Below are 23,251 nucleotides of genomic sequence, written 5' to 3' on the forward strand. Positions count from 1 at the left end.
CAACTCGGCTCCTGGGCTGGGTGAGCCCTACGCTCATCGATATGGCAGCCGAACTCGTCGACCGCTCCGGCACCCGCTATCCGCTCACCGATCCGCGCTGGCGCGGCGCCGACGGCGGGCCGCTGGCGCTGACCCCGCTGCCGGGGATCACCGCAGACCAGGTGGATCGGAACGAGCGGTCGCTGTGGCGCTATGCGGCGGCGCTGCCGGAGCCGTTCCCGGCCGGGACGCGGGTCAGTCTGGGTGAGGGGCTGACGCCGCTGGCGCCGCTGGACTGGGACGGCGTGCCGCTGCTGGCCAAGCTGGAGTGGTGCAATCCGACCGGCAGTTTCAAGGACCGCGGGGTGTCGGTGATGGTGTCCCAGCTGCGCCGGCTGGGGGCGCGGCGGGTGCTGGAGGACAGCTCCGGCAACGGTGGTTCGTCGGTGGCGGCGTACGCGGCGGCGGCCGGGATCGCGGCGAAGATCATCGTGCCGGCGGCCACCTCGGCGGCCAAGATCCTGATGAGTCGGGCATTCGGTGCCGAGATCGAACCGGTGCCCGGTACCCGCGACGAGGTGGGGGCCGAGGCCGTTCGGCAATCGGCGGAGATTCCGTATGCATCCCACAATTGGCACCCCTACTTTCTCCAGGGTGTGAAGACCCTCGGGTACGAGCTGTGGGAGCAGCTCGGCTGGGACGCACCGGACAACGTGGTGGTGGTCGCCGGGGCCGGTAGTCAGCTGATCGGGCTGGATCTGGCCTTCACCGAGCTGCTGGCCGCCGGCGCGATTGGACACCGGCCGCGGTTGTTCGTCGGTCAGCCGGCCGACTGGGCGACGATCGTGGAGGCGGTGAACGGGGTCGAGCGGGATCCGGGGCTGGTGCGGGAGCCGACCGCCGCCGAGGGCGCGTCGATCGCGAACCCGGTCCGGTTGCCGGAGGCGGTCGAGGCGGTACGCCGCAGCGGCGGCGGGGCGTACGCGGTCGGTGAGACCGAGTTGGCCGGGGCGGTGCGGAAGATCTGTGCCCGGGGGTTGTACGCCGAGCCGACCAGTGCGGTCGCGGTCGCCGCCCTCGACCACTTCATCGGCACCGGCGACATCCGGGCCGGGGAGCGGACCGTGCTGGTGCTGTCGGGCAGCGGGCTGAAATCGGCCGAGCGGATGGCGGGGGTGTTCGGCTAACCCCGGCGGACCACGGCGGGGGTGATCCCGAATCGGGCCTTGAACACCCGGGTCAGATGAGCCTGATCGCGGAAGCCGCGGGCGGCGGCAATCGCCATGATGCTGCGGCCGGCGAGCTGCGGGTCACCCAGGTCCGCGCGGACGGCGTCCAGGCGCAGGTTGCGGATGGTCTCGGCCAGGGTCCACTCCTGATCCTGGAAGAGCCGGTGCAGGGTGCGGACCGACATGCCGTGGTGGGCGGCGAGGGCGGCCACACCGAGGTCGGGGTCGCCGAGGCGCTGCCGGATGTGGCCCAGCACGGCGGCCCGCAGCGCATCGTCGGGGGCGAGGGGTGCCTCGTGTTCGAGGGCCAGTCCGGTGAGCAGGTTGACCGTCGCCCGGCCGAGCAGCACCGCCGCGTCGGCGCGGACCGGACCGTCGACGACGGCGGTGTCGAGCAGCTGGGTGAGAACCGCGGCCGGGCCCTGCTCGGTGAACCGGTGCGCCAGCACCGCAGCCAGGGTGCGGGCTGGGAGCGCGAGCAGATCCCGGGGAACCGTCATCACGGTGCAGCTCCAGCGATCCTCGGCGCGCAGCTGGTAGGGGCGGGCGGTGTCATAGAGGACCAGCTGACCGGGGCCGATCCGGAGCTCGCCCTCCCGCTCGCGGTGCAGCACGAGTTCCCCGGAGCGGACCGCACACACCTTGACCGGGGTCGTGTCGGCGCCGCGGATCGCGCGCGCCGTGCGGCGCAACACCTGGGGCGTACCGGCCATTCGGAACGCGGCGACCTCACCGAGCGCCGCCTGCCGGACGCGGCCCGCACCGGGGCCGACCGCCAGCCCGAAAGCGCCGGCCATCTGCTCGGCCCACGGGGAGTCGACGTCGGCGGTCATCGGCCTCCTCGCCTCGTGCTGGGGCTGGCACGATTCGACCAGAACCCGGGCACCCGGGGTCAACGCTGCACCGGGTGATGCGGTCAGGCTAGCGCGGAGAGCCGAGCCCGCGTCCAGACCGGAGGTATCCCATGACCATCAGCTACCAGACCCTGTTCATCGGTGGCGAGTGGATCGCGCCGAGCAGTTCGGAGGTGATCGCGCCGATCAATCCGAGCACCGAGGAGGTCGCCGGAACGGTGCCGGCGGGGCAATCGGCCGACATCGACGCCGCGGTCGATGCCGCGCGGCGGGCCTTCGACGATCCGTTCGGCTGGTCGGCATGGGAACCGGAGCGGCGGGCGGAGCTGATGGAACGGCTCGCCGGGGAGCTCGATGCCCGCGCGGATGGGTTCGTGGAGCGGGTCAGTTCGCAGAACGGGATGCCGGTGGCGGTGGCCCGTCAGCTCGAGGTCGGCTATCCGAGTGCGGTGCTGCGCTATTACGCCGGGCTGGCCGCCAAGGGCGGGTTCGACGAGGTCCGGCCGGGCTTCTTCGGCGGCGAGATCGAGGTACGCCGCCGCCCGCTCGGGGTGGTCGCCGCGGTCGTGCCGTGGAATTTCCCGCAGGCGCTGACGATGTTCAAGTTGGCACCGGCGCTGGCGGCGGGTTGCACGCTGGTGATCAAGCCCTCCCCGGAGACGGTGCTGGACGCGTTCCTGCTGGCCGAGGCGGTGGAGGCGGCGGGGTTGCCGGCCGGGGTGGTCAACGTGGTGCCCGCCGGACGGGAGGTGGGGGCGTACCTGGTCGCCCATCCGGGGGTGGACAAGGTCGCGTTCACCGGTTCGACGGCGGCGGGCCGGGCGATCGCGGAGACCTGCGGTCGGCTGCTGCGGCCGGTCACCCTTGAGCTGGGCGGCAAGTCGGCGGCGATCGTGCTGGAGGATGCCGAGTTGGATCTGGCGCAGATCGGCGAGGGGTTGTTCACCTCGACACTGTTGAACAATGGGCAGACCTGTTTTCTCGGGACCCGGGTGCTGGCGCCGCGGAGCCGGTACGGGGAGGTGGTGGACGCGTTCAGTGCCTTTGCCACGAGCCTGCAGGTCGGGCCGGCCTCGGCGCCGGAGACCCAGATCGGGCCGATGGCGACCGCCGCGCAGCGGGATCGGGTGGAGGCCTACATCGCCAAGGGCCGCTCGGAGCACGGCCAGATCACCGCTGGCGGGAAGCGGCCGGAGTTGGATCGCGGCTTCTTCGTCGAACCGACGGTCTTCGCCGGGTTGAGCAATTCCTCGACGCTGGCCCGGGAGGAGATCTTCGGGCCAGTACTGACGGTGATCGCCTACGACGGTGTGGATGATGCGGTGCGGATCGCGAACGACTCCGACTTCGGCCTGGGCGGCACGATCTGGACCGCCGATCCCGAGCGCGGCGCGGAGGTCGCGCGCCGGGTGCGAACCGGCACGATCGGGGTGAACCGCTACCTCCCGGATCCGGCGGCGCCGTTCGGTGGGGTGAAGAACAGCGGCATCGGCCGGGAACTGGGTCCGGAGGGGCTGGCGGCGTACCAGCAGTTGCAGAGCGTGTATCTCTGAGGCTCGGCCGCGTCATTCATCCGGGCGGAGCAGGGTCAACCCCGGCGCGTCTACGAAGATGCCGTCGCCCGAGGCCAGCGGGATCTCATAGGCGATGGCCGTCGCGGCGATCCAGCAATCTCCCATATGGATCTTCTCGGCCAACTGGCGACCCTGCCTCCTGCACAGTGCCCGCAGCCGCGCCCAGGCCTCGGTCACGTCGTCATTGACCGGGGCAAGTGCAACTGCCGCGAGACTGGCATCCAGCTGAGCGAGCTTCTTCTGCCCCCAGTCCTTGACGAGTGCGCCGAACTGCACCTCTGCCTTCGTCTGCACGCTGATCGCAACCGCTCTGCCGGTGATCATTCGCCTCAGCGAGGCGTCTTCCGGTCGTGCATTACGCGGGGTCATGATCACCCGACTGAAGACATCGGTGTCGACCAGGACGAGGTCGTCACGCATGGATGCTCGCCAAGAAGTCGTCGAGTTCTTCCGGACTGAGATCTATCGGCTCAGGTTCGCGGATAGCGGCCTGCTGCACGGACTGCTCGAGATCGGGATCGACGCGCCCTAGCACTCCGGGCACGTCAGATGCCGACACGATGACCCCGACCATCCTGGGCGTGCTCTCCCGATCCACAAACCGCCCCTGAGCGGTGACTCGTGATCCCACCAGTTTGGCGGCGGCCGCTGCGTCGACCACGTCACGTAGTTCGACCGTGTTGTGGGCCACATCGCGAATCCGGAATCTGGCCGTGTGCAGGTCGACCATCTCCAGGACGCCATGGACCGTCCTTTCCGTCCCCCCTGGTTCCTCGGGTGGGGACCAGATATCTCGGTTGAGGTCGGCAGTCCGGATCTTGATCGTCGGATGCCCATCGCCCGCGATCTCAGCGTCGACCGCGTTCCTCTTCAACTCACGAACGAAGACAGACATCTGGCTGGCAACCGACTCAGACACCGTTGGCGAGCGTTCGTTCTGGGACAGATCCCGCGCGAGCTGCCAGAAATTCTGATCGGCCGTCTGACTGATCGAGTCCTCGACGTCAAGCGCGGCATCGTCGCCGATCTCAAAAGTGATTGTGGTGCTGCCGGGCTTCAACCCGAACCGGACCGAACTGAGTTGCTCGAGAACCGAATCGGTGCGGCCCAGACCCTGCCTGTCTGCTGCGGCTCTGGTGACACGATAGATGAGGTCGCGGAACGCCTCGATCAGCGCGACCCCTTCGAGAGCGCTGAGCTCACCGTCCGGGGCCGTATGCCCCTTGAGCCGCAACTGCACTTGCCGAGTCATCAGACCTCCCGGTACTTCGTAGCTCGATGACGCAATAAGACTAGAAAAGCACGCCGACAACGCGCACCAGGAGCTCATCGCGATTGGGTCACAATCAGTCGCGGCGCATCCGGTGCATCGGGCGGTGGTACCAGACCGGTCCGCAGGAGAACTCCCCCGCCTCGACCTCGAAGCCGTTGCGGCGATAGAAGGCCTCGGCGCGCGGGTTGCCGATCAGCACCCACAGATGTGCGGATTGCCGGTCCGGGAGGGCCAGGTCGAGCATGGTCTGGGCGAGGCCGGCGCCGTGGGCCTCGGGGCGCAGGTAGAGGTGGTTGAGCTGCCGGAAGTTGCCCGGTGGCAGCGCGATGCCGAGACCGAGCTCCCACTGCTGCGGGACATAGGTGACCACCCCGGTGCCGACGATCCGGTCGCCGTGCAGGGCGAGCCAGGTGCGACGCTCGGGCTGGTGGCCGGTCGCTTCGGCGCGCTGCTCGGCGGCGAAGCCGGCCTCGCGTTCGGCGGTGAGCTCGGGCACCTCGGCGAGCCGCTCGGTAGCGAACGACGGCGGCATCAGGTCGCGGTAGGTCTCGGCCACCATCTCCGCGTCCGCCCGCGCGTACGCCGCGGCGTCGGCGGGCAGGGCCCGGCGTACCACGAACTCGAAGTGGGTGTGCTCGTCCATCGAGTCCTCTCGCATCGGATCGTGAGGGGTGCCTGAGGACAATAGCGCCGGGCGGCCTCATACCGGCACCAGTTCGCGGAAACGGGCATGGCGGCGTGGCCTGCGGTCCGGGTCGTACAGTGCCGGTGGGATGATCGTCGGAATCCCTGTCATTATTCGGATCGCCCAGCGGTGTGGCTGGTCGGCGTCCCATGGTCCGTCGCGCGCGGGTTCGACCATCCGGTGATGATGCGGGCAGAGCAGGACCAGGTTGTCGAGGCGGGTGTGGCCGCCGAAATACCACGGTTTCACGTGGTGGGCCTCGCAGTCGTCGGGCGGTCGATCGCAGCCCGGAAAGACGCAACCGCGGTCGCGCGCGACCAGCGCTGCCCGGATCGGCTGCGTCACCAGCCGTTCACTACGGCCCACATCGAGCGGCATCCCGTTGCCGTTGAGGGTGATCGGGATGATCTCGGCGTCGCAGGCGAGCCGGCGTACTTCCGTCGCGGAGAGCCGCTCGCCGGAGTCGAGGTCGGTCGCGCCGAGGCCGGTACGCAGCTTCTCCAGCGACACCAGGACACTGATCCGTGGCCGGTCGCCGGCGCGTTGCGGGGCGCGACCGCTCGCCAGCGCACGACGGACCAGCACCAGCAGCGCGTCCGCGCGGGCCTGGGCGCGGGTCATCGGCACCTGCTGGTGCTTCGGCTGCTCGGCGCTGCGGGCCCAGATGGATTGGGTGTACGCCTCCAGGACGGCCTTGAGCTCCGCCCCGTCGGCGAGCGGGAGCTTGCCGGCGATGATCATCGAGCCCACGCCGTCGGGGGTGAGGGTGAGTCGTCGGTTCTGCTGGGCGAGCTTCTCCTCCGCCTCGAGGCGGCCGGCCTCGCGCTCGTCGGCGCCGTCGGGGTCGATGGTCTGCCACAGGTAAGTGGACAGTCGGCGGAGCGCCGTCGGGTCGTGACTGTCGGCGAACCCGACCATCAACCGCTCCGCCCGATCGCGCTCCGTCGCGGCCAGGTCGTCGGGCAGGTCGCTCAGTCCGTAGAGAATTCCGCGCAGTTGCTCGTCGGAGACTCGACCCTGCCGGACCGCTTCGGCGACTCGGGGAGCGCGATCGAGCTCGAGCGCCTCACGTACCAGCTCGCGGGCCCGCCGGCCGGTGTGCCGATGTTCACTGGTGAGGTACACCGCGGTTGAGCACAGGTGCTCCTGCTCGGCCGCCTGCTGGTGTTCCACCTGCGCGATGACCTTGGCCCGCAGGGCATGCGCGAGGGACACCAACGCGTCGCAGTTGTCCAACAGGGCAAGGGAATCCTTCGGGTCGAGGAGCTCAATCCGATCGGCACCGGGCAGGATCGACTCGACCATCTCAATGGTGATCGTGGTCGGCTTCGCTGCCGTGCTCGTGCTCATGAATCCAGTCAAACAGGTGCCACTGACAGTCACCCTCGCGTACCCTGCTGACGTGGCTCAACAGACCTTCGACCTCTATCAGCGCGTCAGCCAGTGGCCGGCGGGCAAGCGCATCTTCTCGGTGCTCTTCGCGTTCAAGGCGCCCTATTTCGCGACGGTGATGCCGCAGGTGCGCGAGGTGCGGGAGAACTACGCCGAGCTCACCATCCGAAACCGCTGGCGCGTACACAATCACATCGGCACGCTGCACGCGATCGCCGCCTGCAATGGGCTCGAGGCGGCGATGGGGCTGCTCGCCGAGGCGACCTGCCCGGCCGAGCTGCGCTGGCTGCCGCGCGGGCTGACCGTCAGCTACCTGCAGAAGGCGACCACCGACCTGACCTGCATCGCCGAGACCGATCCCGAGCAGTGGGCGAACACGCCCGGTGACGTCGAGGTGCGGGTCAAGGCGGTACGCACCGATGGCGTGGTCGCGGTCGAGGGCATCATCCCGGTTTACGTGTCTGCAAAGAAGAAGCGGACGGCGAGCGTCGGCTGAGCAGCCAGGTTCATCTCGACACGCTCGCTGCGCGAGCTGCTCGATGACCGTTGGATCTCACCAGTCGTGCATCGTGCCGTCGGCGAGACGGTTGAACGGCAGGTACGCCCGCTCGTAGGGGAACCGCTCGGCCGCCTCCACATCGAGTTCGACACCCAACCCGGGTTGCTCCCCCGGATGCAGCAGCCCGTCCCGCCAGCTGAACGACTGTTGGAACACCTCGTCGGTCCGCTCGCCGTGCTTCATGTACTCCTGGATGCCGAAGTTGTGGATGGCCAGCCCGAGATGCAACGCCGCCGCCATCCCCACCGGGGAGATGTCGGTGGGGCCGTGCATACCGGACTTCACCTGGTACATCGCCGCATAGTCGAGGGTCTTCTTCAGCGGGGTGATCCCGCCCATGTGGGTCACCGCGCCGCGCACGTAGTCGATCAGCTGGTCCCGGATCAGATCCTTGAAATCCCATGCCGTATTGAAAACCTCGCCGATCGCCAGCGGCGTGGTGGTGTGCTGTCGGACCAGCTTCAGCGCCTCCTGATTCTCCGCCGGCGTGCAGTCCTCCAACCAGAACAGGTCATAGGACTCCAGCGCCTTGCCGAGCTGCGCCGCCTGTAGCGGCGTCATCCGGTGGTGCCCGTCGTGCAGGAGCGGGATCTCGGGCCCGAACTCGGCACGAACCGCCTCGAAGACCGTCGGCAGGTGCCGCAGGTACGCGCGGGTGTCCCAGTCCTCCTGCTTCGGCAGCGGCCCACGCTGCGCGGGCTCGTAGTCGTAGCGTTCACCCGAGGCACCACCGGGCGCCGCCTGCGCGGCGATGCCATAGATCGCCTTCAGTCCCGGTACGCCGGTCTGCACCCGGATCGCCCGGTATCCCTGCTCCAGATGGGATCGGATGCTGTCGAACAGCTCCGGCAGATCCCGGCCGGACGCGTGTCCGTAGGCCAACAGTCCGTCCCGGCTGGCACCGCCGAGCAGCTGGTAGACCGGAAGCCCGGCCGCCTTGCCCTTGATGTCCCACAGCGCCATGTCGACCGCGGCACTCGCGGCCATCGTGACCGGCCCGCGCCGCCAGTAGGCACTGCGATAGAGGAACTGCCAGGTGTCCTCGATGCGGTGCGCGTCAACCCCGATCAGCAGCGGGATGATGTGTTCGCGCAGGTAGGCCACCACACCGAGCTCCCGCCCGTTGAGGGTGGCATCACCGAGACCGGTGAGCCCGTCGTCGGTGGTCAGCTTGAGGGTGACGAAGTTGCGGTCCGGGCTGGTGACGATGACTTCGGCGGACTCGATCTTCATGGCAGTTTTCCCTTTCGGAGTTGGGTTGGCGCGGTACTGACGCGGACCCCGTCCTCAACCATCGGCACTGACTCCACCTCTGTGTGGTCGCGTCCAGAAGCGGCTGTCAACCTATCGGATGGGTTCCGCTGCCGATGTCTGCCAGGTCGCCATCATCATCGTCATCGTCGGGCAGCGTGCTGTCGTCGAACGAGGCACCGAGCGGTTCGAAGATGTCGAGGAGGCCTTCGTCGCGTTGCGCGGCCGCCGAGTACGCATCGGCATCGAAGTCCTCGACGTGGACGTCCAGGTCGTCGGAGTCCCGGCGCACGATGAGTCCCCCTGAACCGGGGCACCCATCGACAACAGAACCCCCGGTCAGGACTGTCTGACCGGGGGTTCAAAGTGTTGTGCGCGAGAGAGGATTTGAACCTCCACGTCCCTAAGGACACTGGCACCTGAAGCCAGCGCGTCTGCCGTTCCGCCACTCGCGCTCGATGGGCATCCGTGCCCACCAGCCGTGAAACTCTAGCACGGCGACCACCGATCCACACAAATGGATTCAGCCCCCGGCAGCGACCAGTGCCAGACCGGCCCAGCAGGCGGCCAGACCGAGCAGGATCGAGCCGACCGCGTACGCCCCGAAGGCCAGCCAGGCGCGCCGCTCCAGCTGGTGCACCAGCTCCGAGGAGAAGGTCGAGAACGTGGTCAGCGCCCCGCAGAAACCGGTACCCACCAGCGCGGTCCACCAGGGCGACAGCCCGGCCCCCAGCACCAACCCGAGCAGGAACGAACCGAGCACGTTGACCAGCAGCGTCCCCCACGGAATCTGCCGACGCGGCGGCAGCCAACGACCGGCCAGATAGCGCCCCACCGCACCCACTGCGCCACCGAGGGCCACCGCCAGCGCCATCGTCGCGGTCATCACCGCGGCCCCAGCAGCCGGCGGGTGAGCACGATTCCGAACCCCGTCGCGAGCAGGCCACCCACCAGACTCACCAGCAGGTACGCCCCAGCGCGCGCGACCGCCTGCGCGGCCACGAGCCCCGCCACATCGGTCATCATCGTCGAGAAGGTCGTCCAGCCACCGAGCACCCCGACCCCCAGGAACGGGTACAGCAACCGGTGCGCCGGGCGGCGATCCACCACCACGATCAGTATGCCGAGCAGCAGCGATCCGGTCAGGTTCACGATCAGCGTCGACCAGGGCCAGCCCGGACCGGAATGCGGCAGCGCCACCGCCAGTCCCCAGCGCGCCAGGCTGCCGAGCGCGCCACCGGCCGCCACCACGGCCAGTACCGGGATCCTGGAAGAACTCATCGGGCTCAGTGTCGCACCGGTGGCTTCGACTCGCTCGTACCTCGCTCGCCCAGGCGGCGTCATAGGGTTCATCACCCGGCGAACCTCAACCCTCGGTCAAGGGCCGACATGCCCGATTGGGGTTTGCCGAATAGTATCGATCCGGCAAACCAGCCAACTGCTTTGGCCTGCCCACCGACAGACTGGGGGGCGAACGGGCCGATGAACGAGCAGTCGGCCGGTCGGCACAAGCAGCACGAGAGGGGTAACCGTGGGGTTCCTGGACCGCTTCGAGAAGGGCATCGAGGGCGCCGTCAATGGCGTCTTCGCGCGCGCCTTCAAGGGCGATGTGCAGCCGGTCGAGATCGCGGCCAGGCTGCAGAAGGAGCTCGACTCCACCGCCAAGCTGCTCTCCCGGGACAAGAAGCTGGTGCCCAACGAGTTCGTCGTCGGGCTCTCCCAGCACGACTACGACCGACTCACCCCCTACGGCAAGGCGCTCTCCGGAGAGATCATCCCCGAGCTGCGCAGCCACGCCCAGAACATGGGCTACGTCTTCAACGGCCCGATCATGCTGCACTTCGAGCTGGTGCCCGAGCTGCCCACCGGTCGCTTCACCGTCAACTCCGACGCCGTCGCCGGCGTCCAGGACAACCAGGCCGTCTCCACCACCGCCGCGCACCGCGCCCAGCTCGTCCTCGAGGTGAACGGGATGCGGCACCCGCTGGTCCCGCCGGGCATCGTGATCGGCCGCGGCGCGGACGCCGACCTGCGCGTCAACGATCCCGGCATCTCCCGCCGGCACGCCGAGATCATCGTCAGCGGCGGCGGGGTCGACCTCAGCTACCGGATCGCCGATCTGGGCTCCACCAACGGGATCACCGTCGACGGCAAGAAGGTGCGCCAGGCCACCCTGCACTCCGGATCGCGGATCGAGATCGGCAACACCCGGATGCTCGTCCACGCCCCCGCGGGACGCTGATGTCAGCGATCGCCGTCACCCTGCTCAAGGTCCTCTTCCTCGCACTGCTGTGGGTCTTCATCATGTCCGCCGCCGGGGTGATCAAGACCGACCTCTTCGGGCGTACCGTGCCCGCCTCGGAGCTGCCCCGGGACCTGGAACGCCCCCGCCGGCGCCGGGCGAAGAAGGGCGCCCCGCGCCGGTTCGCGATCGTCTCCGGTGACCAGCAGGGCATCTCCGCCGACCTGACCGACGGTGTGGTGCAGATCGGCCGCTCCGCCGACTGCCAGATCATCCTCGACGACGACTACGTCTCCACCCGGCATGCCCGGTTGCAGGCCGACAATTCCGGCGGCTGGTTCATCGAGGACCTCGGCTCCACCAACGGCACCTACGTCAACAACCAGCGGATCACCGCCCCCACCACGATCACGCTGGCCGACACGGTCCGGATCGGGCGTACCCAACTGAAGTTGGAAACCTGATCCATGCCCCCGACCCATGACGACGATCGGACCCCCGACACCGACCTCTTCCTCCGGTACGTGGCGCACTCGGAGATCGGTCTGGTCCGCAAGAACAACCAGGACTCCGGGTACGCCTCACCCCACCTGCTGGTGGTCGCCGACGGGATGGGCGGCGCCGCCGCCGGTGACCTGGCCTCCGCGGCCGCGATCCAGCTGATCCGCCGCGCCGACCGGAACGCCCGCGGTGAGGAACCGGTGCGCGGCGAGGCGATGCTGGAACTGCTGGCCGGGGCGCTCAACCAGGCCAACGACAAGATCGCCGACCTGGTCGCCGACGACCACAGCCTGGACGGCATGGGCACCACCGTCACCGGGGCGATGTTCGACGGCGCCGAGCTCGGCCTGGTGCACATCGGCGACTCCCGCGCCTATCTGCTCCGTGACGGCGAACTGACGCGGCTCACCCACGACCACTCCTGGGTCCAGTCGCTGGTCGATGAGGGCAAGATCACCGAGGCCGAGGCGGCCTTCCACCCGCACCGCTCGCTGCTGCTCAAGGTCGTCAACGGCCAGCCCGCCGTGGAACCGGACACCGACCTGGTACCGGTCAACGAGGGCGACCGGCTGCTGCTCTGCTCCGACGGCCTGTGCGGCCTGGTCGAGGACGACGAACTGTCCCGGATCCTCACCCGGAACGAGGATCCCGATGCCGCCCTGCAGGCGCTGATCGACGCCGCGCACCGCGAGGGCGGGATCGACAACATCACCATCATCGTGGCCGACGTGGTCGGTGACTCCACCGCGGCGACCACCGGCGCCAAGATCCTCGGCGCCGCCACCGAACGTGAGGTGCCGATCGTCACCGCCCGTCCGGTCGACCTGGGCGATCGCACCCCGACCCGGCGTACCGACGCCGAGGGCAACACCATCCCCGACTCCCCCGCGCCGCAGTCCTCGCCACCGGATGAGGAGACCAGCCGGTACGCCCCCCGCGAGGCCCCGCGCGGCGGCCGCTGGCGGCTGCTGCTCGCCGGACTCGTCGTGCTGATCCTGCTCGCGGCGGGCGCGACCGCCGGCTGGGCCTGGTCGCGTACCCAGTATTTCGTCGGCCCCGCCGACGGGAAGGTCGCCATCAACCGCGGCCTCTCCCAGCAGGTGCTCGGGGTGTCGCTGTCGGAGGTCTACCGGATCGAGGACACCGCGCTCAGCGACCTGCCGCCGGTCTACCGGGACCGGGTCGAGCAGACCATCACCTCGACCTCGCTGCCGGATGCCGAGGCGACCGTCGCCGAACTGCAGGAGATGGCCCGCCAGTGCGTCGCCCAGCGCGAGGCCCGGCTCACACCCGAGCCGACACCCACCCCGGTACCGCCCGGCGCACCGGGCAATCCGCCCGGCGCACCCCCGACCGAGCCGGTGCCGCCGACCCCGACCGAGACCGAGCCGTCACCGACCCCGTCGCCGGCCACCCTCACCCCGACCCCGGCCGGAGGTGAGTGCTGATGAGCGCCGCCGTCGCCGACGCACCCGTCGCCGGGGAGGACCTGGTCGTCGTCTACCACAAGCGCCGCAACGTCGAACTGGTGATGACCCTGTTCGCCGCCGGGATGGGCATCGCGTCCTATCTGCTGGTCGAGATGAACCTGTTCAACACCCTGCCGACGAACTGGCCGGTGGTGGCCGGGATCTGGCTGGCGATCGCGGTCATCGCCCACCTGGCGATCCGCTTCCGGGTGCCCTACGCCGATCCGCTGATCCTGCCCTGCGTGATCCTGCTGAACGGGCTCGGGCTGGCGATGATCCACCGGATCGACAAGATCCCCGACCCGGTCCGCACCGATGCCACCAATCAGCTCGTCTGGACCGGGCTGGCCCTGGTGCTGTTCGTCACCGCACTGATCGTGGTCCGCGACCATCGGCCGCTGCAGGGCTACACCTACACCCTGTGCGCGGCCGGTCTGCTGCTGTTGCTGATGCCGCTGCTGCCCGGGATCGGCAAAGAGGTCTATGGCTCCCGGATCTGGATCGGCATCGGCCCGTTCTCCTTCCAGCCCTCCGAGGTCGCCAAGATCGTCCTCGCGGTCGGCTTCGCCTCCTATCTGGTGGAGAAGAAGGACGTGCTGGCCCTGGCCGGCGCCCGCTTCCTCGGCATCGACCTGCCCCGGCCGCGCGACCTCGGCCCGATCCTGCTGATGTGGCTGGCCTCGCTGGCGGTGCTGGTCTTCCAGAAGGACCTGGGCACCTCGCTGCTGTTCTTCGGGCTGTTCGTGATGATGCTCTACGTCGCCACCGAGCGCCCCAGCTGGGCGATCCTGGGTGTGCTGCTGTTCTCGGCGGGGGCGTACGCCGGTTATCTGCTGTTCGGCCACGTGCAGACCCGGGTCTCGGGCTGGCTCGACCCGTTCAGCGACTTCGACCGCAACAACCAGATCATCAACGCCCAGTTCGGGCTCGCCTGGGGTGGACTGGTCGGCCGCGGCTGGGGGCTGGGCCGCCCCGGCCTGACCACCTTCGCCAAGTCCGACTTCATCGCCGGGGCGATCGGCGAGGAGCTCGGGATGGCCGGGCTGATGGCGGTGATCATGGTGTACGCCCTGATCGTCGCCCGTGGTCTGCGGACCGCGCTGGCCGCCAAGGAGCCGTTCGGCAAGCTGCTCGCCGCGGGCCTGTCCTTCGTCTTCGCGCTGCAGGTCTTCGCGATCATCGGCGGCGTCACCCGGTTGCTGCCGCTGACCGGCCTGACCACGCCGTTCATGTCCCAGGGCGGCTCCTCGCTGGTCGCCAACTGGGTGCTCGCCGCCCTGCTGCTGATCATCTCCCACCAGGCCCGCAAGCCGATCGCCCAGGTGAGCGCGGACCCGCTCGCCGGGCAGGCGTACGGGGACGCCGAGACCACCCAGGTGATCCACGGGGCCCACCGCGTGGGGAGGAGGGGAGCATGAACCGACCGATCCGCCGCGTCGCCATCGTGGCCATGGTGATGTTCGGGCTGCTGCTCGCCAACGGCACCTTCACCATGGTGGTCCGGCAGGACTCGCTGAACGCGAACCCGCTGAACCGGCGTACCCGCGATGAGGAATTCGCCCAGGACCGCGGGCCGATCCTGGCCGCGCAGACCCAGATCGCGCAGACCGTGCCCAGCAAGGACCAGTTCCAGTTCCAGCGCACCTATCCCGACGGTGCCCTGTACGCGCCGATCACCGGTTACTACTCCTATGACCACGCCCGCTCCGGGCTGGAGTCGTCGATGAACCAGGAGCTCGCCGGGACCGCGGACTCCCAGCTGATCCGCCGGGTGGTGGACACCGTCACCGGCCAGAAGCCGACCGGTGCCTCGGTGGAGACCACCATCAACCCGAAGGCCCAGCAAGCGGCCGCGAAGGCGCTCGGCAACCGCAAGGGCGCCGTCGTCGCGCTCGACCCGCGGACCGGTGCGGTGCTGGCGATGGTGACCAGCCCGTCCTACGACCCGAACCGGATCGCCAGCCATGACCTGAGCGATGCCAACAAGGCCTACCAGGAGCTGGCGAACGACCCGAACAAGCCGATGGCGAACCGGGCCGCGCGGGAGATCTATCCGCCCGGATCGACCTTCAAGCTGGTCACCGCCGCGGCGGCACTGGAGAACGGCAGCAGGCCGGACACGATGGTCGCCTCCCCCGAGCGGCTGCGGCTGCCGCAGACCAACTACGACCTGACCAACGACTCCAACTGCGGCGGCGCCAACATCACCCTCGACCGGGCGCTGCAGGTGTCCTGCAACACCGCCTTCGCCAACGTCGGGCTGGAGCTGGGTGCGGACAAGCTGCGCGCCCAGGCGGAGAAGTTCGGTTTCGGCTCCCGTCCGCTGCCGGAGCTGAACGCGGTCGCCAGCCGCTACCCCGACAATCCGGACCTGCCGTCCACGGCGCTGACCGCGATCGGTCAGCACGACGTGGCCGCCACCCCGCTGCAGATGACCATGGTGACCGCGGCGATCGCGAACAACGGCGACCTCTACGAGCCGTACGTGGTCTCCACCGTCCGCGGCGCCAACCTCACCCCGATCGAGACCCGCAAGCCCAGACTGAGGGGCCGCACGATGAGCCAGGACAACGCGAAGGCACTTGCGCAGATGATGCAGAACGTCGTGAACGACGGCACCGGCAGCAACGCCCAGATCCGGGGCACCGAGGTCGGCGGCAAGACCGGTACCGCCCAGTCCGATCCGAAGCGCCCGCCGTACGCCTGGTTCACCAGCTACGCACTGGATGACAAGGGCCAGCCGGCGGTGGCGGTGACCGCCTTCGTCGAGGACGCCGACATCCAGCGCAGTGACATCGCCGGCGGCCGGGTCGCGGCACCGATCGCGAAGGCAGTGATGGAGGCGGTACTGTGACCAACGAACAGCAGCCCGGTGGGGATCCCACCCGGCCCCGGCGCGCCGCGGACGATCCCTATGCGCCGCCGCAGGATCCGTTCAGCCGCCCGCCGGAGGCCACCGAGGCGTACACCCCCGATCCGGACGCGACCAACCAGATCGACCCGGACGCGACCCGGGTGGCCGGTACGCCGGCCGAGCCGCCGCAGCCGCCGCCCCGGCTGCTCGGCGGGCGGTACGAACTCGGTGAGGTGATCGGCCGCGGTGGGATGGCCGAGGTACGCCGGGCCTACGACACCCGGCTGGGTCGGCCGGTCGCGGTCAAGGAGCTGCGCACCGATCTGGCCAGCGACCCGACCTTCCAGGCCCGGTTCCGCCGCGAGGCCCAGTCGGCCGCCGGGCTGAACCACCCGAACATCGTCGCGGTCTACGACACCGGCGAGGAGCACGACGACAAGACCGGGTTGGCGATCCCCTACATCGTGATGGAGCTGGTCGAGGGCCACACGCTGCGCGATGTGCTCCGCGACGGCCGCAAGATCCTGCCCGAGCGGGCACTGGAGCTGACCCAGGGTGTGCTCGATGCGCTGTCCTATTCGCACAAGGCCGGCATCATCCACCGCGACATCAAACCGGCCAATGTGATGCTCACCCCGACCGGCCAGGTCAAGGTGATGGATTTCGGCATCGCCCGCGCGGTCTCCGACACCTCGGCGACGATGACCCAGACCGCGGCGGTGATCGGTACCGCGCAGTATCTGTCGCCGGAGCAGGCCCGCGGGGAGACCGTCGACGCCCGCTCCGACATCTACTCCGCCGGCTGTCTGCTCTACGAGCTGCTCACCGGGCGGCCGCCGTTCGTCGGCGACTCGCCGGTCTCGGTGGCGTACCAGCATGTCCGCGAACTGCCGGTGCCGCCGTCCCAGCTCGACCCGATGATCTCCCCCGAGATCGGCGCGATCGTGCTGAAGTCGCTGGCCAAGGATCCCGCCGAGCGTTACCAGACCGCCCGCGAGATGCGCGACGACATCTCCCGGGTGCTCGCCGGTCAGGACGTGACCGCGATGCTGCCGGCCCCGGTCCCGGCGGCCACCGCCGGTTCGCCGGCGGAGCCGGAGGAGGAGCCGCTGGTCGATGAGGAGGAGCCGCAGAAGAAGCGTGCGCTGCCGATCGTGATCACGGTGCTGGCGCTGCTGCTGGTCGGTCTGCTGGGCGCCCTGGTCTGGTGGTTCAACCGGCCGCCGGCCCCGGTGCAGCCCGCACAGGTGAGCGTTCCTCGGGTGGCCGGCATGCAGGAGGCCGCCGCGGTGAACAGCATCCGGGACGCCCAGTTGGAACCCAAGGTCACCCAGGTGGCCGGTGCGGACGACCGCACGGTCGGTACCGTCACCCGGCAGTCCCCCGAGGGCGGCGGTCTGGCGACCGTCGGTTCCCCGGTCATCATCGAGGTGAACATCGGGCCGAAGAAGATCGCGATCCCGACCGGGCTGGTCGGCAAGGACGAGGACGTCGTCACCCAGGCGCTGAATCAGGCGGGCTTCACCAACGTGCGGAAGGTCGACGCCAGCAGCGAGCCGAGCGACGCCAAACCGGGTCAGATCCTCGAGGTCAGCCCCGGTGAGGGCCAGCAGGTGACCCCGGAGAGCGAGATCACCCTGACCCGGGCCACCGGCCAGTCCCAGGTTCCGGACTGGAGCGGCTGGAACCAGGCCTCGGTGGAGCGCGACGGCCGGGCCAAGGGGTTCACCAACATCCAGTTCGCGACCCGCGAGACGAACAGCGACAACGCGGTCGGCACCGTGCTGAGCACCGATCCGCGGGCCGGGTCGAAGGTGGACCGGAACGCCCGGATCACCGTCTACATCGGTCGGGCGGCTCCCAAGCCGCCGCCCCCGCCGACGACCACCTCGGAGCCGCCGACGCGGACCCCGACGCCGACCACCAGCAGCACGCCGACACCGGAGGCGTCCCCGACGCCGACCAGCTCGGCGACCCCCCAGTGAGGAGACGCCGATGAGCCGGATCCTGGTCGTCGACAACTATGACTCGTTCGTCTGGAACCTGGTGCACTACCTGGCCCAGCTCGGTGCCGAGGTCGAGGTCTGGCGCAACGACGACGAGCGCTTCGCGGAGCTGCTCGCCGACCGGCCCTCGCAACCGCTGGGCTTCGACGGGATCCTGCTCTCCCCCGGGCCGGGTACGCCGGAGGAGGCCGGGGTGTGCGTCGAGCTGGTCCGCCGGCTCGGGGAGCGTACGCCGATCTTCGGCGTCTGCCTGGGGCTCCAGTCGATCGCGGTCGCCTACGGCGGGACCGTGGGCCGGGCCCCGGAGCTGCTGCACGGCAAGGTGTCGAGCGTCTTCCACGACGACCTCGGCACGATGGCCGGCCTGCCGAACCCGTTCGATGCGACCCGCTACCACTCGCTGGCGATCTCCGAGCTGCCCGATGCCCTCGAGGTGACCGCACGCACCGAGTCCGGAGTGATCATGACCGTCCGGCATCGGCAGCATCCGGTGGAGGCCGTCCAGTTCCACCCCGAGTCGGTGCTCACCCAGGGCGGCCACCGGATGCTGGCGAACTGGCTCGCGGCCTGCGGTGATCCGGACGCCGTGGCGCGCTCGGCGGGGCTGCGCCCGCTGATGGTGGGCGGCTGAGCCCGCCGACCGCTCAGCCCGCGCGGCGGGCGTACTGCAGTTCGACGCGGCCCTCGAAACCGGGCAGCCGCAGCTCACTCTCGGTCCGCTGGTCGTAACCGAGGTGATAGACCTGCACGTACTGCTGGTAGACCTTCAGGTATTCGGAGTTGCTCAGCCCGGCGGCCAGCTTCTGCGGGTCGCCGATCGCCGAGATCACATAGGGCGGGGCGTAGGGGATGCCGTGCAGCACCACGGTGTTGCCGACGCACTTGATGCCGGTGGTGGAGATCACCCGCTGGCCCTGGATCGTCATCGCCTCCGCACCGGCGGCCCAGAGCTCGTTGACCACTGCCTGGATGTCCTGCTGGTGCACCACCAGCAGGTCCTGGTCCACCCCGGGGGCCTGCACCGAGGCCGGCGCGTCGGAGAGCGTCACCGTCACCCCGCGACCCCGCACCGGGGTCAACCCGAGCTCGTCACCGGCGGCCGCCAGCGCGGCGGTGTCACCGGGATTGCCGGCGTTCTGCGCCGACAACCGGTCGACCTCGGCGCGCAGTTCGGACACCCGGTGGGTGAGCTCGGTGTTGCGCGCCGACTCGCTGCGGACCAGCCCGGCGAGATCGGTGTTGCGGGCGGGCCGCAGATCGGTGCCGCGGGCATTGATGCTGCTCACCGCGATCATCAGACCGATCACCAGACAGGTGGCTGTGGTGACCAACGTGCGCCAGCGCACCGCACCTCCTGTTCGCGAATGTGGGAAACCAGACCTCGACCTACTACGCTAGCGTCCCGAACCCACGAGGAGGAGCCTTGCCCGAGTCGAAGGCCCGCAAGTCGGCCGCTGACAAGAAGAAGGCCCAGCGCCACGAGGACGAGGTGGAGACCCGCGCCAAGAAGGCCAAGGTCGCCGCCCCCGGTACCCGGCGCTGGGTGGCTCCGGCCTTCATCGCGGTCGGACTGATCGGGGTGATCTGGCTGGTGCTCTACTACATCGCCGGCCGCGATCTGCCGTTCATGAACAAGCTGGGCGACTGGAACATCCTGATCGGGATGGGCCTGATGGCGGTCTCGCTCGGCATCTCGATGCTCTGGAAATGAGCACGATGGAGCTGCGTACGCCGGCCGAGCTGGCCGAGATGCGGGCCGCCGGCCGGTTCGTCGCCGACACCCTGACCGAGCTGCGGTCCAGTGTCGAGGTCGGCACCAACCTGCTGGACATCGACGCCGAGGTGGGCCGCCGGATCACCGAGGCGGGGGCGACCAGCTGCTACGTCGACTACCACCCGTCGTTCGGGGCGAGCCCGTTCGGGCACTACATCTGCACCTCGGTGAACGACGCGGTGCTGCACGGCCTGCCGCACGACCACAAGCTCGCCGACGGCGACCTGCTCTCCCTCGACCTGGCGGTCGAGGTGAACGGCTGGGTGGCGGACTCGGCACTGTCCTTCGTGGTCGGTACGCCCGATGAGGAGCACGGCGCCGCCGACGAGCGGATGATCGAGACCACCCAGCGGGCGCTGGCCGCGGCCATCAACACCGCCCGGGTCGGCAACCACCTGGGTGACATCTCGGCGGCGATCGGCAAGGTGCTGAAGCGCTCCAGCTATCGGATCAACCTGGACTTCGGCGGCCACGGTGTGGGCCGCACGATGCACGGCGACCCGCATGTCCCGAACGACGGCCGGGCCCGCCGCGGCCCCCGGCTGGAGGCCGGCCTGGTGCTGGCCATCGAACCGTGGGTACTGGCCAGCACCGACCGGATCCGCACCGATGCCGACGGCTGGACGCTGCGCTCGGTCGACGGCTCCCGCGGCGCGCACAGCGAGCACACCGTGGCGATCACCGCCGACGGCCCGATCGTGCTCACCGCGCGCAGCGACGGGCTGGGCATCCCCGACAGCGCCCTGCTGCCCTGACTGACGCTCATCGAGTAGCCAGCCATGTCGGCGGATGAGTTGTCGTCATGGAATTGCTCCTGACCGAGCGAAGCCGTCGACCGGAATCGCACCCCCGATGCGCGATCCCGGCCGTCGACGTCACTGGGTGGCGCCCTGAAGGGCCTTGGTGAAGGCGGCGGTGTCCTTGCTGGTCCAGTTGCACCTCCGGCTTGCCGAGCACCGCGGCGAAGTCGAAGCTCAGTCGTTGATCCCGAACCCGCGACGTCCGGTCGCGTTGAGCTGGTCGAACCGGAACCGGTTGTCCCAGTCGGCCTCGTAGTGCTCGTCGGGGAAGTCGGGCGCGCTCAGCCCGGCCTTGAACGCGGCGAGCTGCGGTTCGGCGTACGCCTCGTTCTTGGCGCACCAGGGCGCGGCCGGGATGTACATCACGTTGCCCCAGCCCTGCTGGTCGGTGACGGCACCGACGGCGTGGATCATGTCGCAGTGCCACCAGACGGTGTCACCGGGGGCGACCGCCGGGATCGGCACGACGGCCTGCATCAGCAGCGGATGCCACTGCTCGTTGATCGGGAAGGTCCGGCTGACCCGCACCCCGCACATGTCGTCGGCGGGCACGTCGTCCAGCAGCGGACGCAGCAACAGGTAGGCCATCGCCCCCGGGATCGGCACGGTGTGCAGGACGCCCTGGTCGGGCTCCATCTCCGAGAGCGCGGTCCACCCCTGGAAGGTGCGGAAGACCGAGGTCATCGTGGTGCCCGGGTACTGGTTGCCCTCGGTGCGGTAGCTGGCGTCCCAGGGGTCGTAGGCCTCGACATCGCCGCGGTAGAGGGCATCGAAGGCCTGCTGGTAGGCACCGGTCATCCACAGGTCGAGGGTGCCGGCATCGATGTGGGTGCCCAGGCCGCTCGAGTCGGTACCCGGCGGGCGCCGGCGGATGCGGTCGGCGTACAGGGCATCGCGGGAGGGGTCGAACCAGGTGCGATCCTCGGATTCCCCGTGCCAGAAGGAATTCATGAACGACTGGGTGGCCGCCATCCGCGGGTGCTGGCGGGCCTCCATCTGCGCCGGGGACCAGTAGATCGGGTAGATCTCGGGCTTGGAATCGACGGTGTCGAAGAAGTCGTCACCGGGTCCGCGGTAGTTCTCGAAGAACTGGTTCGCATCGACGTAGTCGACGATGTCGCGGTCCCACTGCTCGGCCTGGGCGCGGTCGAAGGTGCCGCGCACCACCGCGCAGCCGCGGCGCTTGATCTTCTGGATCGTTTCCTCGGGCACGGTGCCGGCCTCGATGTCGGCGAAGTCCACCACGGGCCAGGGCTGCTCGCCCCGATCGAGTTCGGCGCGGATCTGCTCGACCTCGGTACGGATCTGGGCTTCGACCTTGGCGAAGACCTCCTCCGGGGTGGTGCCGGCGGCCGCCATCCGGGCGCGGATCGCGTCCTTGACCTCGCGGATCGCGGCGTGCACGTCGTCGGGGACCTGCTCCCAGCGGGGCAGGTCGGGCAGTGTCTTCGAAGCGGTCTGCTGGCTCATCGTGGCGGCTCCTTCGGCGCGTTCCAGTTCGGAAAGACTCCTTACGAAAGATGATGGTGGCATCTTGCGGAATCATTTGCAAGGGGTCTTTACGAAAAGCGTCGCGGGTCTAGGGTGGGCATCGTTGACGAGGGAGGGACAGATGGGGCCGAACGGCACCGTTGAGCACTCGGATCCGGCGCCGTCGCTGGACCTGGTGCGTGACACCACCGACCGGCAGGTGCTGTCCTGCTTCTTCACCGCGCCGGAGCCGACCCGCCCGGCCATCGCCCAGCAGACCGGGATCTCCAAGCCGACGGTGTCCTCCAGCATCCGCCGACTGGCCGCCCGCGGGCTGGTCACCGAGGCCGGGTTGGCCACCGGCGGCGTGGGCCGGGCCGGCCAGCGGTACCGGCTGGGTGGCAGGTTCGCCGCCCTGGCGCTGCACATCGGCCCGGGGGGCGCCCGGGCCGAACTGGTCGACATCCGGGGTGAGGCGCTGGGGTGCCACCGCGAGCCGGTGGGGGTCTTCGCGGTACGCCCGGGCGAGGTCGCCGACGCGGTCGGTCGGATCCTGACGGCGGTGCGTGCGGAGCAACCGGGGCCGCTGCCGGTCGCCTGCTCGTTCGCCGGGCCGGTCAACGCCGCCGGGGTGGCCATCGACATGCCGCTGTCCCCGTTCCTGGTCGGCAGCCTGGACCTGGCCGGCCTGCTCGGTTCGGCGGGCGGCCCGGCCCCGGTGATCGACAACGACGTGAACTGGGCTGCGCTCGCCCAGCTCGCCGCCGGTGGCGTGGACGCCCCGCATTCCTTCCTGCAGGTGTATCTGGGCGAGGGGCTCGGTGGTGCGGTGGTCGCCGGCGGCCGGGTGGTCACCGGGCACCGCGGCCTGGGTGGTGAGCTGGCCTACCTGCCGACCGTCGCCCCCGACGGCAGCTCGACCTCGCTGCTGGATGCGCTGCGGCAGTCGGGGCTGCTGGTCCGTGGCGCGACCACCGTCGAGGTGGACCGGGTACGCGAGGCGCTCCGCGAGGGTGGCGCGGTGAGCGAGCAGGTGCATCGGGCCGTCGCCGCGGCACTCAGCGGCGCGGTGGCCCTGCTGGACCCCGAGGAGATCGTGCTCGGCGGGCCCTGGGGGGATGAGTTGGACCACGACCGATTGCAGCGCGAGCTGGACCAGCTCACCCAGGAATCGGTACGCGTGCGATCCCCGCTGATCCCCGTCGACGGCCCCTTCGCCGGGGCACGTCAACGTGCCGTCCAACTCGCCCGCGACGCCCTCCTCGACCGCGTCGCCGCCCCCTCCTGAGCGCACCCGTCCATCGAGCAGCCAACCATGCGCAGCGAGCGTGTCGAGATG

Annotated in this window: 24 protein-coding genes and 1 tRNA gene; 13 read left to right on the forward strand and 12 right to left on the reverse strand. The window is 69.6% G+C overall.

The genetic code is table 11. The features are described 5' to 3' along the window. The first annotated feature begins 41 nt into the window (after positions 1 to 41). Positions 42 to 1,166 carry a pyridoxal-phosphate dependent enzyme gene (locus tag C8D81_RS09675; RefSeq protein WP_094405916.1) on the forward strand — a complete coding sequence of 375 codons (1,125 nt, stop codon included), beginning with the start codon at positions 42 to 44 and terminating at the stop codon, positions 1,164 to 1,166. Here the strand turns inward: C8D81_RS09675 and C8D81_RS09680 are convergent. Then, positions 1,163 to 2,041, reverse strand: coding sequence for a helix-turn-helix domain-containing protein (locus C8D81_RS09680; RefSeq protein WP_094405915.1), 879 nt, complete (start codon positions 2,039 to 2,041; stop codon positions 1,163 to 1,165). The genes C8D81_RS09675 and C8D81_RS09680 overlap by 4 nt on opposite strands. Positions 2,042 to 2,172: 131 nt before the next feature. Here C8D81_RS09680 and C8D81_RS09685 point away from each other — a divergent pair, with 131 nt between their 5' ends. Next, positions 2,173 to 3,615: an aldehyde dehydrogenase gene (locus tag C8D81_RS09685; RefSeq protein WP_094429781.1), complete on the forward strand. Its 1,443-nt coding sequence runs from the start codon at positions 2,173 to 2,175 to the stop codon at positions 3,613 to 3,615. Positions 3,616 to 3,627: 12 nt separating this feature from the next. Here the strand turns inward: C8D81_RS09685 and C8D81_RS09690 are convergent, their stop codons facing one another. The 4 genes from C8D81_RS09690 to C8D81_RS09705 form a co-directional block, all read right to left on the reverse strand. After that, the gene (locus C8D81_RS09690) at positions 3,628 to 4,056 is read right to left on the reverse strand and encodes a PIN domain-containing protein (RefSeq protein WP_094429782.1); all 429 of its coding nucleotides are present in this window, start codon (positions 4,054 to 4,056) and stop codon (positions 3,628 to 3,630) included. Continuing rightward, positions 4,049 to 4,876 (reverse strand): hypothetical protein, encoded by an 828-nt coding sequence (locus C8D81_RS09695; protein WP_144009069.1) that lies wholly within the window; start codon positions 4,874 to 4,876, stop codon positions 4,049 to 4,051. Before C8D81_RS09695 ends, C8D81_RS09690 begins: the two co-directional genes overlap by 8 nt. A gap of 106 nt (positions 4,877 to 4,982) precedes the next feature. Next, on the reverse strand, positions 4,983 to 5,552 hold the full coding sequence (locus C8D81_RS09700) for a GNAT family N-acetyltransferase (protein WP_166646752.1): 570 nt from the start codon (positions 5,550 to 5,552) through the stop codon (positions 4,983 to 4,985). Positions 5,553 to 5,609: 57 nt separating this feature from the next. After that, entirely contained in the window at positions 5,610 to 6,944 is a 1,335-nt protein-coding gene (locus C8D81_RS09705; RefSeq protein ID WP_094429785.1) for an HNH endonuclease signature motif containing protein, read from the reverse strand. Between the two features lie 52 nt (positions 6,945 to 6,996). On the opposite strand from C8D81_RS09705, the gene C8D81_RS09710 reads away from it, so the two are divergent. After that, positions 6,997 to 7,482, forward strand: coding sequence for a hotdog fold domain-containing protein (locus C8D81_RS09710; RefSeq protein ID WP_094355205.1), 486 nt, complete (start codon positions 6,997 to 6,999; stop codon positions 7,480 to 7,482). 57 nt (positions 7,483 to 7,539) lie between these two features. On the opposite strand, the gene manD is transcribed toward C8D81_RS09710, so the two are convergent. The 5 genes from manD to C8D81_RS09735 all read right to left on the reverse strand — a co-directional run bounded on the left by manD (position 7,540) and on the right by C8D81_RS09735 (position 10,077). After that, positions 7,540 to 8,778: a D-mannonate dehydratase ManD gene (manD, locus tag C8D81_RS09715; protein WP_094355206.1), complete on the reverse strand. Its 1,239-nt coding sequence runs from the start codon at positions 8,776 to 8,778 to the stop codon at positions 7,540 to 7,542. A 106-nt stretch (positions 8,779 to 8,884) separates the two neighbouring features. Then, the gene (locus C8D81_RS09720; protein WP_094426970.1) at positions 8,885 to 9,088 is read right to left on the reverse strand and encodes a hypothetical protein; all 204 of its coding nucleotides are present in this window, start codon (positions 9,086 to 9,088) and stop codon (positions 8,885 to 8,887) included. A gap of 80 nt (positions 9,089 to 9,168) precedes the next feature. Next, positions 9,169 to 9,251: transfer RNA gene (locus C8D81_RS09725), tRNA-Leu, on the reverse strand. Between the two features lie 68 nt (positions 9,252 to 9,319). After that, positions 9,320 to 9,682 (reverse strand): fluoride efflux transporter FluC, encoded by a 363-nt coding sequence (locus C8D81_RS09730; protein ID WP_229119458.1) that lies wholly within the window; start codon positions 9,680 to 9,682, stop codon positions 9,320 to 9,322. Continuing rightward, complete coding sequence (locus tag C8D81_RS09735) at positions 9,682 to 10,077, reverse strand: fluoride efflux transporter FluC (protein ID WP_094355208.1); 396 nt, start codon at positions 10,075 to 10,077, stop codon at positions 9,682 to 9,684. Before C8D81_RS09735 ends, C8D81_RS09730 begins: the two co-directional genes overlap by 1 nt. Before the next feature lie 250 nt (positions 10,078 to 10,327). Here C8D81_RS09735 and C8D81_RS09740 point away from each other — a divergent pair, with 250 nt between their 5' ends. The 7 genes from C8D81_RS09740 to C8D81_RS09770 all read left to right on the forward strand — a co-directional run bounded on the left by C8D81_RS09740 (position 10,328) and on the right by C8D81_RS09770 (position 18,499). Then, the gene (locus C8D81_RS09740) at positions 10,328 to 11,038 is read left to right on the forward strand and encodes an FhaA domain-containing protein (protein WP_094355209.1); all 711 of its coding nucleotides are present in this window, start codon (positions 10,328 to 10,330) and stop codon (positions 11,036 to 11,038) included. Continuing rightward, positions 11,038 to 11,502 (forward strand): FHA domain-containing protein FhaB/FipA, encoded by a 465-nt coding sequence (locus tag C8D81_RS09745; protein WP_094355210.1) that lies wholly within the window; start codon positions 11,038 to 11,040, stop codon positions 11,500 to 11,502. The genes C8D81_RS09740 and C8D81_RS09745 overlap by 1 nt, the downstream gene beginning before the upstream one ends. A gap of 3 nt (positions 11,503 to 11,505) precedes the next feature. Beyond that, positions 11,506 to 12,987, forward strand: coding sequence for a PP2C family protein-serine/threonine phosphatase (locus tag C8D81_RS09750; protein WP_094355211.1), 1,482 nt, complete (start codon positions 11,506 to 11,508; stop codon positions 12,985 to 12,987). After that, positions 12,987 to 14,426, forward strand: a complete 1,440-nt coding sequence (locus C8D81_RS09755) for an FtsW/RodA/SpoVE family cell cycle protein (protein WP_094355317.1) — start codon at positions 12,987 to 12,989, stop codon at positions 14,424 to 14,426. Before C8D81_RS09750 ends, C8D81_RS09755 begins: the two co-directional genes overlap by 1 nt. Further along, entirely contained in the window at positions 14,423 to 15,862 is a 1,440-nt protein-coding gene (locus tag C8D81_RS09760) for a peptidoglycan D,D-transpeptidase FtsI family protein (RefSeq protein WP_094355212.1), read from the forward strand. The genes C8D81_RS09755 and C8D81_RS09760 overlap by 4 nt, the downstream gene beginning before the upstream one ends. A gap of 203 nt (positions 15,863 to 16,065) precedes the next feature. Beyond that, positions 16,066 to 17,847: a Stk1 family PASTA domain-containing Ser/Thr kinase gene (gene pknB / locus C8D81_RS09765; protein WP_133626090.1), complete on the forward strand. Its 1,782-nt coding sequence runs from the start codon at positions 16,066 to 16,068 to the stop codon at positions 17,845 to 17,847. A 10-nt stretch (positions 17,848 to 17,857) separates the two neighbouring features. Further along, positions 17,858 to 18,499 (forward strand): aminodeoxychorismate/anthranilate synthase component II, encoded by a 642-nt coding sequence (locus C8D81_RS09770; protein WP_094355213.1) that lies wholly within the window; start codon positions 17,858 to 17,860, stop codon positions 18,497 to 18,499. Between the two features lie 13 nt (positions 18,500 to 18,512). Here C8D81_RS09770 and C8D81_RS09775 read toward each other — a convergent pair whose 3' ends face one another. Beyond that, entirely contained in the window at positions 18,513 to 19,214 is a 702-nt protein-coding gene (locus C8D81_RS09775; protein ID WP_229117945.1) for a DUF881 domain-containing protein, read from the reverse strand. 77 nt (positions 19,215 to 19,291) lie between these two features. Here C8D81_RS09775 and C8D81_RS09780 point away from each other — a divergent pair, with 77 nt between their 5' ends. Next, on the forward strand, positions 19,292 to 19,579 hold the full coding sequence (locus C8D81_RS09780) for a cell division protein CrgA (RefSeq protein ID WP_094355214.1): 288 nt from the start codon (positions 19,292 to 19,294) through the stop codon (positions 19,577 to 19,579). Further along, the gene (gene map, locus C8D81_RS09785; RefSeq protein WP_229119455.1) at positions 19,576 to 20,397 is read left to right on the forward strand and encodes a type I methionyl aminopeptidase; all 822 of its coding nucleotides are present in this window, start codon (positions 19,576 to 19,578) and stop codon (positions 20,395 to 20,397) included. The genes C8D81_RS09780 and map overlap by 4 nt, the downstream gene beginning before the upstream one ends. A 219-nt stretch (positions 20,398 to 20,616) precedes the next feature. Here map and C8D81_RS09790 read toward each other — a convergent pair whose 3' ends face one another. Further along, positions 20,617 to 21,912, reverse strand: a complete 1,296-nt coding sequence (locus C8D81_RS09790) for a DUF1479 domain-containing protein (protein ID WP_094355215.1) — start codon at positions 21,910 to 21,912, stop codon at positions 20,617 to 20,619. A 142-nt stretch (positions 21,913 to 22,054) separates the two neighbouring features. On the opposite strand from C8D81_RS09790, the gene C8D81_RS09795 reads away from it, so the two are divergent. After that, entirely contained in the window at positions 22,055 to 23,200 is a 1,146-nt protein-coding gene (locus C8D81_RS09795) for an ROK family protein (protein ID WP_133625992.1), read from the forward strand. Positions 23,201 to 23,251: the final 51 nt, after the last annotated feature.

The sequence above is a fragment of the Enemella evansiae genome (genome assembly GCF_004362375.1).
GTDB classification, from domain to species: domain Bacteria; phylum Actinomycetota; class Actinomycetes; order Propionibacteriales; family Propionibacteriaceae; genus Enemella; species Enemella evansiae.

What these genes read in the sequence shown, in the direction of transcription:
- C8D81_RS09675 (WP_094405916.1), top strand. Translation starts at nt 42, where the DNA reads ATGGCAGCCGAACTCGTCGACCGCTCCGGCACCCGCTATCCGCTCACC.
- C8D81_RS09680 (WP_094405915.1), bottom strand. Translation starts at nt 2,041, where the DNA reads ATGACCGCCGACGTCGACTCCCCGTGGGCCGAGCAGATGGCCGGCGCT.
- C8D81_RS09685 (WP_094429781.1), top strand. Translation starts at nt 2,173, where the DNA reads ATGACCATCAGCTACCAGACCCTGTTCATCGGTGGCGAGTGGATCGCG.
- C8D81_RS09690 (WP_094429782.1), bottom strand. Translation starts at nt 4,056, where the DNA reads ATGCGTGACGACCTCGTCCTGGTCGACACCGATGTCTTCAGTCGGGTG.
- C8D81_RS09700 (WP_166646752.1), bottom strand. Translation starts at nt 5,552, where the DNA reads ATGGACGAGCACACCCACTTCGAGTTCGTGGTACGCCGGGCCCTGCCC.
- C8D81_RS09705 (WP_094429785.1), bottom strand. Translation starts at nt 6,944, where the DNA reads ATGAGCACGAGCACGGCAGCGAAGCCGACCACGATCACCATTGAGATG.
- manD (WP_094355206.1), bottom strand. Translation starts at nt 8,778, where the DNA reads ATGAAGATCGAGTCCGCCGAAGTCATCGTCACCAGCCCGGACCGCAAC.
- C8D81_RS09730 (WP_229119458.1), bottom strand. Translation starts at nt 9,682, where the DNA reads ATGACCGCGACGATGGCGCTGGCGGTGGCCCTCGGTGGCGCAGTGGGT.
- C8D81_RS09735 (WP_094355208.1), bottom strand. Translation starts at nt 10,077, where the DNA reads ATGAGTTCTTCCAGGATCCCGGTACTGGCCGTGGTGGCGGCCGGTGGC.
- C8D81_RS09745 (WP_094355210.1), top strand. Translation starts at nt 11,038, where the DNA reads ATGTCAGCGATCGCCGTCACCCTGCTCAAGGTCCTCTTCCTCGCACTG.
- C8D81_RS09750 (WP_094355211.1), top strand. Translation starts at nt 11,506, where the DNA reads ATGCCCCCGACCCATGACGACGATCGGACCCCCGACACCGACCTCTTC.
- C8D81_RS09755 (WP_094355317.1), top strand. Translation starts at nt 12,987, where the DNA reads ATGAGCGCCGCCGTCGCCGACGCACCCGTCGCCGGGGAGGACCTGGTC.
- C8D81_RS09760 (WP_094355212.1), top strand. Translation starts at nt 14,423, where the DNA reads ATGAACCGACCGATCCGCCGCGTCGCCATCGTGGCCATGGTGATGTTC.
- C8D81_RS09770 (WP_094355213.1), top strand. Translation starts at nt 17,858, where the DNA reads ATGAGCCGGATCCTGGTCGTCGACAACTATGACTCGTTCGTCTGGAAC.
- map (WP_229119455.1), top strand. Translation starts at nt 19,576, where the DNA reads ATGAGCACGATGGAGCTGCGTACGCCGGCCGAGCTGGCCGAGATGCGG.
- C8D81_RS09790 (WP_094355215.1), bottom strand. Translation starts at nt 21,912, where the DNA reads ATGAGCCAGCAGACCGCTTCGAAGACACTGCCCGACCTGCCCCGCTGG.
- C8D81_RS09795 (WP_133625992.1), top strand. Translation starts at nt 22,055, where the DNA reads ATGGGGCCGAACGGCACCGTTGAGCACTCGGATCCGGCGCCGTCGCTG.